This is a genomic window from Actinoplanes sp. NPDC021490 (genome assembly GCF_055562135.1).
In genome coordinates, this window is sequence record NZ_JBVHFW010000002.1 from 1 (window position 1) to 12,943 (window position 12,943).

Sequence of the window (12,943 nt, forward strand, 5' to 3'; positions counted from 1 at the left end):
GGTCCACGATCTCTGCGGTCATTACTCACAGTGCCCATCCCGCCGGACCGAAATCCGGCGAATCGGGCCAGAAACACCGTTCGTGGCACAGTCCCACGGAATCGAGCACTGGGCGGATCAGTCCGGGTCAGAAGCGCTCGTACGGGTCGGTGCCGCCCAACCGGGTCAGGTTCAGGGAGATCTGGCCTCTGCTGAGTGTGGTGATCTGCCGGGACAGGGCGCGCCACTCGGTGGGGCTCAGGGCATTGCCGTCGAGCAGGTGGCGGTGGTGGTCACTGCCCGTGGCGGCGAACAGGGCCAGGTTGCTGTCGTAGGTGGAGCTTTCGAGTGTCAGCGAGCGGATCTCGTGCCATCGCAGGGAGTGCCGCTTGTGCCAGGCGGTTGCGAAACCGTATCCGCGGGCTTCGACGGTGAGTCCGGCTCCGTCGACCGCGATTCTCGCGTTGCCCTGTCCGAACGTGTGTGCCGGTGGGTGGGATGGCCGGGACGAGTCACGGCCGGAACGAGCGCCCGGCTCAACCGCGGGAGGCCGGAGCGAGTCACGACCGGGCCGAGCTCTGGGATCAACCGCCGGCGGCTGCAGCGGATCACGAGCCGACTGCGCACCCGACTCAACCGACGGTGGCCGGAACGAGTCTCGACCGGAACGAACGCCCTGCTCAACGGCGGGTGGCCGGAGCGAGTCACGACCGGGCCGAGCTCTGGGATCAACCGCCGGCGGCAGCAGCGGATCACGAGCCGACCGCGCATCCGGCTCAGCCGACGGTGGCTGGAACGAGTCACGACCAGACGGCCGCGGCGAGTCACGACCAGACTGCGCGTCCGGGTCAGCCGCGGGCCCCTCACGATCGGTCCGGCGAGTCTGGCGGGGTGGGTATCCGAGATCTGCCCATGGAGTCCGGCTGCGGGGGTATTCGCTGTCGGGGCTGGGCGGGGGTGGTTCGGCGGGGCGTGAACGCCGGTTCTGGCGAGACTGGGAGCGGATCTGTGCGACGGCGAGGAGCGCTGTTGCGGCCAGGATGGCCGCGCATACCCAGATCAGATCCAACGTCTGCTCCCGGATAAGTGTGGTGGTCGCGGACGGGAGGCGTGGAAGCGTTGTGGCCGGCCACCGGGAACGTCCCGGCGGGCGGCGACGGCCTTGAGTGGCAGGTGCTGGTCCGCGGCGCCGGGGAGTGTGCCGGTGTGGTTGTGGGAGTGGTGCCGCGTACGGGAACGGGTGGGGGTTAGTGTTCTTGGTCGTCGGGGGATGCGGGCCGAACTGGAGAAACATGGATGACGACCGCTGGATGAGCCGTGCGGTGGATCTGGCTCGTGAATCGCCGCGGTCGTCGGCGGCGTTTGCGGTGGGGGCCGTGATCGTGGGGGCCGACGGGGTGGAGATCGCGTGCGGGTGGTCGCGGGATGTTGATCCGCTGGTGCATGCGGAGGAGTCGGCTCTGCGGCGGGCCCGGGGGGATCTGAGGGGGGCGACGCTTTACAGCAGCCTGGAGCCGTGTTCCAAGCGGGCCAGCCGGCCGGAGGCCACATGCGCTCGTCTGATCATCGCGGCCGGGATTCCGCGGGTGGTGATCGCCTGGTATGAGCCGGATGTGTTCGTGACGTGTGAGGGTGTGGCTCTGCTGACGGCGGCGGGGGTCGAGGTGGTGGAGATGCCGCAGTATGCGGAGCGGGCCCGGGCGGTTAATGCTCACCTGCTGTAGCCGGACCCGGGACGAGTCCGGCTACAGCGCGTCACGTGGCTACTCGAACAGCTTGGCTGCGGTGATGACGGTCTGGATGATGCCGTAGCCGAGCAGCACGGCCACCAGCAACCAGGACACGACCAGGCGGGCGCTCATACCGCTGCCTCCTTCTCGAGTGAAGCCGGCTCGTGGTACCGCTCGGGCACCGGCCGGACCAGCAGGTTGGCGATGAAGCCGACGGCCAGCACGCCCACCATGGTGAACAGGGCGGGCTGGTAGGCCGAGGAGGTCAGCGTGCCGGGTTTGCCCTCCGCGTCGAGGAAGCCGTTGATGATCAGCGGACCGGCCACGCCGGCGGCGGACCAGGCGGTCAGCAGGCGGCCATGGATGGCGCCGACCTGGTAGGTGCCGAAGAGGTCGCGCAGGTACGCGGGGACGGTCGCGAAGCCGCCGCCGTAGAACGACAGGATGACGCCGGCCAGGATCACGAACAGCGGCGTGGCCACGTCACCGGTGGTGGCCAGCAGCAGGTACAGGATCATGCCGACGCCCAGGTAGACCATGTAGATAGGCTTGCGGCCGATCACGTCGGAGGTCGACGACCAGGCGAACCGGCCGGCCATGTTGAACAGCGACAGCACGCCGACGAACCCGCCCGCCGCGGCGACGCTGACGCTGGAGACGCCGTTGTCGCGGAAGAAGTCCTGGATCATCGGGCTGGCCTGCTCGAGGATGCCGATACCGGCGGTCACGTTGCAGAACAGCACGATCCAGAGAAGCCAGAACGACCTCGTACGGATCGCGTTGGCGGCCGACACACTGGCCGTGGTGACGAGCGGCTTCTCCTTGACCGACGCCGGGTCCCAGCCCTCGGGCTTCCAGGTGTCGGCGGGCACCCGCATGTTGGCCACGCCGAACATCATGATGACGAAGTACGCGATGCCGAGCGTGACGAACAGCGCCACGAGGGCGCTGCCGGAGGCGACCGAGGTGGCCACGTTGGGGTCGTAGCCGTCGTCGAAGAACGACAGCAGCTGCCGCGAGGCGGGGCTGGCGATCAGCGCGCCGCCGCCGAAGCCCATGATGGCCAGGCCGGTGGCCAGGCCGGGACGGTCCGGGAACCATTTGATCAGCGTGGACACCGGCGAGATGTAGCCGATGCCGAGGCCGATGCCGCCGATCACGCCGTAGCCGAGGTAGACCAGCCACAGCTGCTTGGTGGCGATGCCGAGCGCGCCGACGAGGAAGCCGGCCGCCCAGAAACTGGCCGAGACGAACATGGCCTTGCGCGGGCCGTTCTTCTCGACCCAGGTGCCGCCGACGGCCGCGGACAGGCCGAGCATGACGATGGCGATGCTGAAGATGATGCCGATCGCGGTTTGGGACGTTTCAAAGTGCGCGACGAAGGAGTTTTTGTACACGCTGGTCGCGTAGACCTGGCCGATGCACAGGTGCACCGACAGGGCGGCGGGCGGGATCAGCCAGCGGCTGAAGCCGGGCGGCGCCACGGAGTGTTCGCGGTCGAGCCTGCTCAGAAGAGACAAAGGGAGCGCCTCCCTACCCGTTCGGGAAAGATCGACTCTCATCGTCAACCCTGGCGGGGCGCCCGGCAACTTGAACCTCGTACCTTTCGGCCTCCGGACGGCATCCGGGAACTCCGTTGCGGCCGGGATCACGGGCCAGCAGACTCACCGGGCCCGGGCGTCCGGCTGACTTAGGGGGAGAACGCATGCCGCATCTGACCGTGTACGCCCTCGAGAGCGACCTCCAGGGACAGGAGGCCGGGCTCATCGACGGGCTGACCGGCGCGATCGTCGACGTCTACGGCGAGTGGGCGCGCGAGCTGTCCGTCGTGGTGCTGATCGGGGTGCCGCCGGGCCGGTGGGGTGTGGGCGGCCGGCCCGCCGCCTCCCCCGCGCCGCGCGTCCAGTTCGGCATCAAGGCCGGCGTGTTCGACCGGCCCGACGCCGCCGACATTTTGGGACGGCTCGCCGCGGGGGTGACGGAGGCTCTGGTGGCCCGGCTCGGCGAGCGGGTCCGGGCCACCAGCGAGATCGAGTTCATCGGTACGCCGGACGGGCGGACCGCGATCGGCGGGTTCCTGAGCCCCGACTCGGTGCCGAAGCAGCCCTCAGCGCCCGCGTAGCAGCTCGTGGGTGCGGCTGATCTGGGCCCACGACTTCGGCTCGGCCGGGGCCGCCGCGACCAGGGTCGACGCCACCACGGGCCGGGACGGGGTGTGCTTCCTTCCGCCGGCGGACCGCTCTCACGGCCCGGCTCTGGACAGTGCAGTCATCCCGAACCTATCGAAACTCGTCGATCTTGCGGGGCATTTGACGGCCGGACGAACGCCTTGTCGCCCCGGGCGCCCGGTTTACCATGCCGGGATGCACCCGTTCCTGATCGACGAGACTCGCATCCGGTCGTTGCGGGCCACGTCCTCGGGCCGGGTCAGCCTGGGCGGATTCGAGTATCAGGCGGCGTATGCCGTCGCCCGGCTGGCCAGTCTGGAGACCGGGCGGCCGGCGCCGGTGCCGGACCGGACCGACGTGCCGAGTGTGCTGCGGTACGACTGGGCCGATGACCTCGATGAGCGTCTGACCGACGGCACCGTCCTGTTCACCCAGTGCAAGAACACGACCATGACGCCCGAGGTCCTGGCCGACGTGTGGCTCGGCTTCCTTCCGAAGCTGCTCTTCGCGGAGGCGGCTGTCCGGGACAGGATCCGCTTCCGGCTGGTCACTTCCGACGCCGGGGCATCGCTGCCCGGGTTACTGACCAAGGCTCGGCAACGGACGAAGGAGACGCTGGCCGCCGTGCCCGCCCGGACCAGCGACCGGGCAAAGTGGACGGCCGGTGCCGGCCGGGACGACCTGCTCGACGCGCTGGAGACGACCATCCGGGCGTTCGACCTCGTCCACGTCCCGAACCGCACCGCCGAGTCCACGTTCACTGGCCCGATCTTCCGGGCCGAGCGGGCCGGGCTGGACCTTCTGCTCGCCGAGGGCCGGATCCGCCACGAGCAGCAAGGGCCGGTTCTGGACTCGCTGCGCGGGCTCCTGCGCACCGGCTCCGGCAGCGCCGCCGGACCTCCGCCGATCCTGGATGGCGCGGAAGTCGGCTCCACCCTCTTCCGCTTCCGGCCGCACCTTTCCGGCCGCCTGCCGTTCCTGGTCGTCAACCGCGATTTCCTGCACACCGAACGGCAGAAGCCCAAGCTCCCGTACGTGGCCCGGCCGCCGGACTGGTCCGACGTCGTGCACGGGGCCGACGACGAGATCGGATACATCGAGCGCGACCAGGAGAACGAGATCTACGAGCGGGCCCGGACGGAGCTGCTCGAACCGCTGCGCCGCGGGACCGATCGACGGCTGCCCGCCCTGTTCGTCCTCGGCGCGCCCGGCTCGGGCAAAACCACCATGGTCCGCCGGGTCGCCGCGCGTCTCGTCGAGTCCGACGACGTGGTCGTCGTGGACCTGGGAGTCAACCAGGGCCGTCTGTCGGCGGACGAGATCGCCGGGTATGCCGGGTCCATCGACGAGCTGAGCACGCTCGGCCGGCCGGTTGTCGTCGTGATGGACGACCCGTTCTTCGTCGAGTCCGGCTGGCCCGCCCTGCTGGAGCGCCTCGGCCGTCCCGGGCACCATGGGACGGCGGTCCTCGGCGCGTCGCCCACCTACCTCTACGACCTGCACCGCGAGGGAGCCGGCGCCCGGCAGGTCCCGCTCACCACGGTCGACATCAGCCCGCCGACCGCGCGGGAACGGCAGGAACTGGCCCGGCTCTTCGGCCATCCGCCGGACGCGGTGGGCGGTGACGGGGACGAACTCCTCGTCCTCGCGATGGAAGCCGCCGCCGGTCGGTCGTTCACGGAGATCATCGACCGGCTGTGGATCACCCTGAACGACGGCCTCCCCCTCCAGGGCCGTACGAGAGCGCCGTCCACTCTGCCCTGGCCGATGCGGGCCTTCATGGTCGCTTCGTATCTGCATCGGCACGACATCGCTTGCTCCGGGCACCTGTTGCGCGCGGCCGTCCGGGAGAGCGGCGAGCCCGCGCCGGACCCCGCTTTCGACGCCGATCTGGCCGGGCTGGACGACCTCGTCCATGCCGACGGCTGGAAGATCTTCCGCCTGGAGCGCGCCGGGCAACCGCTCCGGATCACGACCATGCACCCGCGCGTCGCCGCCGAGGCCTGGTCGCGCCGGCCCTGGAAAGGGCTCGACGTCGGCCGGTGGGTGGTCGGCGGCTCCGTAGGGGTCCCGGAGTCGGCGCCCGAGATGGCTCAGCTGATTCTGGCCTTCCGCGGGACCTCGCTCGACCCGAGGGACCATGAGTTCCGCGGCCGGATCGCCCAGGCCTGGACCGAGAAGTCGGTGCCGGTGTCCCGGCTGTGCGAACTCGTCAACGACCTCCGGTGGCTGCCGGAGCAGGCGCGGGAGTTCGAACCCGCCCTCCGGCGGGCGATGAGCCGGCGCGACCGGCAGAGCTGGATCGCCGCGTCGGCCCTGTGCACCTTGAACCCCGGGTCTTCCCGGTTACGCGAGGAGCTGGTGGCCTGCCTCGGGACGGCCGACTTGGCCCTGGCCCCTCAGGAGGCTCTGGCCCTCTCGCAGACCGGGCACTTCCGCGATCCGGTCCTGCGGCGCTCGCTGCAGGCTCTCGGTGGCTCGCTGCCGTGGGTGCTTCCCGCACCTCTGCTGGAGCTGGTGATCAGGAGGTTGCCGGACACGGTGATGGACCATCTGAGCTCGATCCTCGCGTGGCTCGAGACGAACACCGAATCACAACCGCGGGTCGCCCTTCTCGAGTGGTGCGCGAGCCGGCGCGGCCGGATCGACCGCCGGGACGTCGACCTCATCCTCGACGACACCTTCGGCCGGCTCACGGATGGCGCCTCGGACAAGGTGCCGCTCGCTCTTCTCGGGTTGGTGTCACGGCCGGAATCTCCGGCGCACGCGCGCCTCGAGCAGGCCGTCGAGGAGACGGCCGCATGGCTGCGCCGGAACGAGTCACCCAACGTCATGGTCAGGCTGATCTCGGTCTTCCGGACCTTCGCGCGCAGGCTCGGCTCCGAGGCGGATTCTCTGTTCAGGCAGGTGTACGAGTGGTTGCAGGCGAACGAGAACGACCACTTCGTCCGGGAGGTCTTCCTCCAGCTCGTCCGCGATCATGGAGGGGCCGCCGGCATCTCCGCCGATCGGGTGGCTCGGGAAACCGTTGTCTGGCTGGGTGACCATCCCGAGGCCCAGAACGTCCGCGCCGCTCATCTCGACCTGATCAGGGACTTCGCCGACTCCGAACTGGTCAGCTCGGCTCTGGCCGGGGCGGCCACCGCGCTCGGCTCCAGCGAAGACCCGGCGGCTCTTCTGGTGCCGTACCTCGTTCTCGTGCGAGCCCGGCACCGCGACCTGGGTATGCCGGTCCACGACGTCCTGCGTGAGGTGCGTCCCTGGCTGACCCGGTCTCCTCGCAACGCCGGGATGTGGAGCGCCTACATCGCTCTGGTGCGCGAGGTGTCGCCGGTCGGCCGCACGCTCGCCGAACTCGATTGGTGGCGGCGCCTTGATCCGGACGGCAGCGGCCCCTCGGTCGCCCTGGCCGCGCTGGCCGCAGAGCCGCAGGACGCACAGTCGGTCCCGGTCGCGGACATCGCGATGCGGACATGGTCCTGGGCGCTCGCCCATCCCGGCCAGGGCGAAGTGCTGGACTCCTTCCTGGCTCTCTACCGCCGGCACGAAACGGCGCGAACGGTGGAAGCCCCGATCGTGGCGGCCGAGCTGCGGAAGCGGTGCCGCGACGATCCCGGCAACGCCGTGCTGAGAAGTGCTCTGGTCAAGTCGCTCCCCTACCTCGGTGACAACGCCCCCGGTCTGGCCGCCGAGATCCTGGACTGGCTGGAGACCCACGAGGACGATTCCGCGGTGCGGACGGCGCTGGCCTCGGAGTTGGACACGCTCCGGGACCTTCCGGGCTTTCCCGCCGCCCAGGTACTGCTCGATCTGCGGAACTGGGTGGAGCGGAACCCGCACGACCGCACGGTCCGGGCGGCGATCGGGCTCAGTCCGGGTCGTCCTTGACGCGGGCCACCAGCTGGGTCGGGTTGACGAAGCGCAGGGCGATGACCAGCAGGACCAGCATGGAGGACGTGTAGAGGACGGCCATCGCGTCGACCGACTGCTGGGCCCGGATGCCGGCGGCCGACATCGAGTAGTAGAGGGCCACCACCAGGGTCTGCGAGTCGGGGCCGGCGGTCAGGAAGGTCAGCTCGAACATGCCGACCGTGCGGACCAGCACCAGGATCGAGGCGGCCAGGATGCCGGGGACCAGCAGCGGGGCCAGGATGCGGGTGAAGATCTGGTGGGTGCGGGCTCCGCACATGCGGGCGGCGCGCTCGACGGACTGGTCGATCTGTTCGATGAACGGGGTCATCGTCAGGATGACGAACGGGATCGAGGGGACCAGGTTGGCCAGCACGACGCCGGCCAGGTGACCGGCGAAGCCGTACTTGTAGAGGACCGTGGCCAGCGGAATCCCGTACGTGATGGGCGGCATCAGGATCGGGAGCAGGAACAGCAGGTAGATCAGGCGGCGGCCGGGGAAGGAGCGGCGGGCCAGCACGTACGAGGCGGGGACGCCGACCAGCACCGAGATCGCGACGACCAGCAGGGCGACCTCGAGCGTCACGATCAGCACCTGGAGCAGGCCGAACTCGGTCCAGGCGGAGGCGTACCACTGGGTCGTCCAGCCCTGCGGCAGCCACGAGTCGAACCAGCGGCGGCCGACCGAGTTGACCACGACCGCGCCGATCACGCCGGCCAGGTTGATCAGGAAGAAGGCGACGGCGCCCCACACGAGCCAGGCGCCCACGGTGGGCCGCTTCATCCCTTGCCTCCCGTCGAGCCGGTGTAGAACAGCGACCGCAACCCGAGCACGACGGCCACGACCACGAGCTCGACCACGCCCATGACCACGGCAATCGCGCTGCCCAGCGGATAGTCGTAGGCCTCGTACGCGGCGTGGTAGGCGGCGATCGACACGACCCGGGTGGAGCCGGCCGGGTCGCCGACCAGCACGGCCGACGGGAAGACGCTGAACGCCAGCACGAAGGTCAGGCAGAACGTGGTGGCCAGCCCGGGGGCGAGCAGCGGCAGCGTGATCCGGTGGAAGCGCTGCCACCGGCCCGCGCCCAGGGTCGCCGCCGCCCGCTCGAGCGTCGGGTCGATGCCGGACAGGTAGGACAGGATCAGCAGGAACGCGAACGGGAACCCGGTGATGACGAGCGAGAAGAACACACCCCAGTAGTTGTTCGTCAGGCGTACGGGATCGTCGATAAGACCCAGAGACATCAGCGCGCGGTTGAACCAGCCGGTCGGCCCGAGATAGTTGAGCAGACCCTCGGCGGTGAGCACGGTGCCCAGGGTGATCGGCACGACGAGGATCGTGGTCAGCAGCCGTTTGCCGCGGTACCGGCCGCGCATCCGGTAGGCGATGGGCACCGACGCGGCCACGTTGAGAACGGCCGCGGGCAGCGCCAGCCCGAGCGTGGTGGCGATGGTGTCGCGCTGGTAGGCGTCGGTGAAGAACGTGCGGTAGGCCCCGAACACTCCCCCGCCGGCCGGTTGGAAGGACAGCCCGATCCCGTACGCGAAGGGATAGACGAACAAGGCCAGAACACAGGCCAGCCCCGGTACGAGCAGCAGCAGTTGCCGGTCGAGGCCACGTTCGGCCAGCCGGTGCCGCAGCGCCGTGCCGCTCACGACGCGAACACCAGGACGCGGGACGGGGCGGCCGTGACGGTGATCCGGTCGCCCGGTGCGGGGCGTTCGAGGGCCCGCAAATGCAGGGCCACCCCTTCGCCCGTACGGGCCTCGACCGCGAACTCCCGTCCCTGGTACTCGACCACTTCCACGGTGACCGGCACCCCGTGCGGGCCGGCGCGCAGATCCTCGGGCCGGATCCCGGCCACCACGTCGTCCCCCGGCGCGACCTTCCCGGCCGCGGTGCCGTCGAGCGTCAGGCCCCCGCCGTCGACCGTCACCGTGGCGCCGTGCACCGCCTTCACCCTCATCGGCAGCAGGTTGCGGTAGCCCATGAAGTCGGCGACGTGCCGGTTCGCGGGCCGGTTGTGCAGCTCCTGCGGGGTGCCGATCTGCTCGACCCGGCCGTCGCGCAGCACCACCAGGCGGTCGGCCAGCGAGAGCGCCTCCTCCTGGTCGTGCGTGACATAGACGGTGGTCAGCCCGAGCGACTGGTGCAAACGGCGGATCTCCGTACGCATCTCGAGGCGCAGCTTGGCGTCCAGGTTCGACAGCGGCTCGTCCATCAGCACCAGCGACGGTTCGAGCACGACGGCGCGGGCGATCGCCACCCGCTGCTGCTGGCCGCCGGAGAGCTGGCCGGGCAGCTTGGCCGCGTGCTCCTCGAGCCGTACCAGCCGGATCGCCTCGTCGGTGCGGCGGCGGACCTCGTCACGGGGCAGGCGGCGCATCTGCAGGCCGAAGGAGATGTTCCGGCGTACGGAAAGGTGGGGGAACAGGGCGTAGTTCTGGAAGACCATGCCGAAGCCGCGGCGCTCGGGTGGCACGGTGTCGAGCCGGGCGTCGTCCCGCCAGATGCTGCCCTCGCTCAGCGGCAGCAGCCCGGCCAGGCAGTTCAGCGCGGTCGACTTGCCGCAGCCGGACGGGCCCAGCAGGGCGATGAACTCGCCCCGCCGGATCGTCAGGCTGAGCCCGGCCAGCGCCTCACGGCCGCCGAAGCTCCGCCGCACGCCGTCCAGGCGCAGCTCGGAGAAGTCGCTCACTTCTTCACCTTCGAGCCGCCGATCTCGCGGTCCCACCGGTCGAACGCGGCCACCAGCGACTTGGCGTCCAGCGGCACCTCGATCGGGTTGCCGGCGATGAGCTGGTCATACTCGGGCCGTCCGTATTCGGCCAGGGCCTGCCGGCTCTGCTCGGGCGCCATGCTCAGGGTGACGCCCTTGATCGCCGGGCCCGGATAGAAATACCCCTGGTCGTACGCCTTGGCCTGCTGTTGCGGGGTCAGCATGTCCTTGAGCAGGTTGAGGATCGCGGCCTGCTTGCCGGTGGGGACGCCGCGCGGGATGACGGCGTAGTGGGCGTCGGTCACCCAGTGGAAGCCCTGCAGGGTCTGGACCTTGGCCTCCTTGGGCACGGTGCCGAGCACGCGCGGGTTGATGTCCCAGCCGGTCGTGGTGGCGATGATCTTCGCGGAGCCGTTGGCCAGGTTCTTCATCGTCTCGGAGGTGCTCGACGGGTAGAGGGTGACGTACTTGTCGAGCTCGCTCAGGTACTGCCACGTCTTGGACCAGCCGTTGACTGGGTCCTGCGGGTCGGAGTCGCCGAGCAGATAGGGAAGGCCCATCAGGAACGTGCGGCCGGGACCCGAGTTGGACGGGCGGGCGTACTGCACGGCGCCCGGGTTGGCTTTCGCGTACGCGAGGAGCTCGTCCGCGCTCTTCGGCGGCGAGGCGACCTTGGCCGGCAGGTATTCGATCAGCGGCCCGGACGGGTAGTAGGTGATCGTGACGCCGAAGTCGCCGGCCAGCTTCTGCATGGCCGCGGCGCCCGGCTGGTAGTCGTTCATCCCGGGCAGGCGGGACGCGTACGCGGGCAGCAGCGGGGTCCACAGGCTCTGGTCGATGCCGGCGGCCAGCCCGTCGACGCCGGTCAGCACCAGGTCGATGTCGACGCGTCCGGCGTTCTGCTGGGCCTTGATCTTGCCGACCAGTTCGGGGGCGGTGGCCTTGGAGTAGGTGACCTTCTGGATCTGGTCGCCGTTCTTCGCGACGAAGTCGTCGATCATGGGTTGGGTCAGCTGGAGGTTGCCGGCCACGTCGAGAATGTTGACCGTGACGGCGTCGCCGGGCTTGTCGGGAACGGGTCCGTCGGCAGAGCCGCCGCCGTCGGGGGCGTCGGGGGCGCCACAGGCGGCGACCAGGAGGACGGCGGCCAGCGCGATTCGCGTTCTGATCATGGCGATTACCCTTCTGCGGGGCCGGTGGAGCCCCGGACGATCAGTTGGGTGGGGAGTTCGAGCCGTTCCTTACGGTGGTGCCGGGCGTGGTTGAGGAGCAGGTCGACGGCGGCCCGGCCGGCCGGGCCCTGGGGCAGCGCGACGGTGGTCAGGGCCGGGTGGACCATCGCGCCGAGCGGGATGTCGTCGAAGCCGAGGACACTCAGATCGACCGGCACCCGTACGCCCCGGGCCGCGCAGCGGTGCAGCAGGCCCAGCGCGACCAGGTCGTTGTAGGCGATCACCGCGGTCACCTTCGCCGCGAGCACCCGGTCGGCGGCCGAGACCCCGCCCTCGAACTGCGGCGCCACGCTGCCCATCTCGGCCAGCTCGACGCCGGCGGCCCGGGTGACCGCGCGCAGCGACCGCACCCGTTCGCGATTGGCCCAGGAGGTGCGCGGGCCGGCCACGTACGCGATCCGCTTGTGACCGAGGGCGACCAGGTGACTGACCGCCTGGCGCATGCCGTCGAGGAACGCCGCGGTGACCGAGGGCGTGCCCGGGATGCGGCGGTAGACCAGCGCGATCGGGATCTCGGCGGCCAGCGCGCGCAGGTCGGCCTCGGGCATCCGCGGCGAGCAGAGCACCACGCCGTCGACCTGCTTGGCCAGCTTGCGCACGAGCCCGGCCTCGGCCGCCGGGTTCTCGTCGGTGTCGGCCAGGAACACCGCGTGGTCGGCCTCGTGGGCGCGGCCCTGCACACCCTTGACGATGCCGGGGAAGAACGGGTTGGCCAGGTCGGGCACGAGCAGTCCGAGATTTCCGGTACGCCCGGTGATCAGGCCGCGGGCGGCCCGGTTGGGGTGGTAGCCGAGGTCGTGGGCGACGCCGAGGACACGCTCGCGGGTCACCGGCCGGACCACGTCGGGGCTGGACAGCGCCCGCGTCACCGTGGCGACCGAGACTCCGGCCGCCCGCGCCACGTCCTTGATGGTCACCGCCACGCGGCCAGTCTTGGTTCGGCCGCCATCCCGGTCAAGGCATCGAAGATGATCGTTGCGGATGGCGCTGAAAACCTTTACATCCGTGCTCATCCGCCGGCTCGCCGTGCAGATGCCTCCAATTCCGGCGCGGTGTTGCAGGACGCACTTCGGGTCGTCCGCTGACCAGGCGGCCTGTTCGCTTGCAAAAGCCCCGGGGAAAGCGCATTCCTGTGGCTTGAGGACAGCGCGGTTCGGCTTTACGTTCATGGGCGTCCGCTCCCCACGAACCCGGTACACAGG

The 12,943-nt window shown here is 70.1% G+C and carries 10 protein-coding genes; 3 read left to right on the top strand and 7 right to left on the bottom strand.

The annotated features are described in order from the left end of the window. Positions 1-1,271 precede the first annotated feature (1,271 nt). Positions 1,272-1,703, top strand: coding sequence for a deaminase (locus ACZ3I4_RS04570; protein ID WP_465380465.1), 432 nt, complete (start codon positions 1,272-1,274; stop codon positions 1,701-1,703). Positions 1,704-1,742: 39 nt separating this feature from the next. Here the strand turns inward: ACZ3I4_RS04570 and ACZ3I4_RS04575 are convergent, their stop codons facing one another. Then, the gene (locus ACZ3I4_RS04575; RefSeq protein ID WP_438866415.1) at positions 1,743-1,841 is read right to left on the bottom strand and encodes an MFS transporter small subunit; all 99 of its coding nucleotides are present in this window, start codon (positions 1,839-1,841) and stop codon (positions 1,743-1,745) included. Next, a complete protein-coding gene (locus tag ACZ3I4_RS04580; RefSeq protein ID WP_465380466.1) occupies positions 1,838-3,229 on the bottom strand; it encodes an OFA family MFS transporter in 1,392 nt (463 codons plus the stop codon). The genes ACZ3I4_RS04575 and ACZ3I4_RS04580 overlap by 4 nt, the downstream gene beginning before the upstream one ends. Positions 3,230-3,414: 185 nt before the next feature. Between ACZ3I4_RS04580 and ACZ3I4_RS04585 the strand changes: the two genes are divergently transcribed. Together ACZ3I4_RS04585 and ACZ3I4_RS04590 are read left to right on the top strand one after the other, a co-directional pair. Further along, complete coding sequence (locus ACZ3I4_RS04585; RefSeq protein WP_465380467.1) at positions 3,415-3,831, top strand: tautomerase family protein; 417 nt, start codon at positions 3,415-3,417, stop codon at positions 3,829-3,831. A gap of 241 nt (positions 3,832-4,072) precedes the next feature. Further along, a complete protein-coding gene (locus ACZ3I4_RS04590; protein WP_465380468.1) occupies positions 4,073-7,765 on the top strand; it encodes a P-loop NTPase in 3,693 nt (1,230 codons plus the stop codon). Here ACZ3I4_RS04590 and ACZ3I4_RS04595 read toward each other — a convergent pair. From ACZ3I4_RS04595 to ACZ3I4_RS04615, 5 genes are read right to left on the bottom strand one after another with little or no spacing between them, the layout of a single operon-like run. Next, positions 7,746-8,570: an ABC transporter permease gene (locus ACZ3I4_RS04595; RefSeq protein ID WP_465380469.1), complete on the bottom strand. Its 825-nt coding sequence runs from the start codon at positions 8,568-8,570 to the stop codon at positions 7,746-7,748. The two genes, ACZ3I4_RS04590 and ACZ3I4_RS04595, sit on opposite strands and share 20 nt — an antisense overlap. Then, entirely contained in the window at positions 8,567-9,445 is an 879-nt protein-coding gene (locus ACZ3I4_RS04600) for an ABC transporter permease (RefSeq protein WP_465380470.1), read from the bottom strand. Before ACZ3I4_RS04600 ends, ACZ3I4_RS04595 begins: the two co-directional genes overlap by 4 nt. Beyond that, positions 9,442-10,488 carry an ABC transporter ATP-binding protein gene (locus tag ACZ3I4_RS04605; protein WP_465380471.1) on the bottom strand — a complete coding sequence of 349 codons (1,047 nt, stop codon included), beginning with the start codon at positions 10,486-10,488 and terminating at the stop codon, positions 9,442-9,444. Before ACZ3I4_RS04605 ends, ACZ3I4_RS04600 begins: the two co-directional genes overlap by 4 nt. Next, positions 10,485-11,681: an extracellular solute-binding protein gene (locus ACZ3I4_RS04610; protein WP_465380472.1), complete on the bottom strand. Its 1,197-nt coding sequence runs from the start codon at positions 11,679-11,681 to the stop codon at positions 10,485-10,487. Before ACZ3I4_RS04610 ends, ACZ3I4_RS04605 begins: the two co-directional genes overlap by 4 nt. A gap of 5 nt (positions 11,682-11,686) precedes the next feature. Beyond that, entirely contained in the window at positions 11,687-12,664 is a 978-nt protein-coding gene (locus tag ACZ3I4_RS04615) for a LacI family DNA-binding transcriptional regulator (protein ID WP_465380473.1), read from the bottom strand. Positions 12,665-12,943: the final 279 nt, after the last annotated feature.

Coding starts and splice junctions, on each gene's coding strand:
- ACZ3I4_RS04570 (WP_465380465.1), top strand. CDS start 1,272: ATGGATGACGACCGCTGGATGAGCCGTGCGGTGGATCTGGCTCGTGAA.
- ACZ3I4_RS04575 (WP_438866415.1), bottom strand. CDS start 1,841: ATGAGCGCCCGCCTGGTCGTGTCCTGGTTGCTGGTGGCCGTGCTGCTC.
- ACZ3I4_RS04585 (WP_465380467.1), top strand. CDS start 3,415: ATGCCGCATCTGACCGTGTACGCCCTCGAGAGCGACCTCCAGGGACAG.
- ACZ3I4_RS04590 (WP_465380468.1), top strand. CDS start 4,073: ATGCACCCGTTCCTGATCGACGAGACTCGCATCCGGTCGTTGCGGGCC.
- ACZ3I4_RS04595 (WP_465380469.1), bottom strand. CDS start 8,570: ATGAAGCGGCCCACCGTGGGCGCCTGGCTCGTGTGGGGCGCCGTCGCC.
- ACZ3I4_RS04610 (WP_465380472.1), bottom strand. CDS start 11,681: ATGATCAGAACGCGAATCGCGCTGGCCGCCGTCCTCCTGGTCGCCGCC.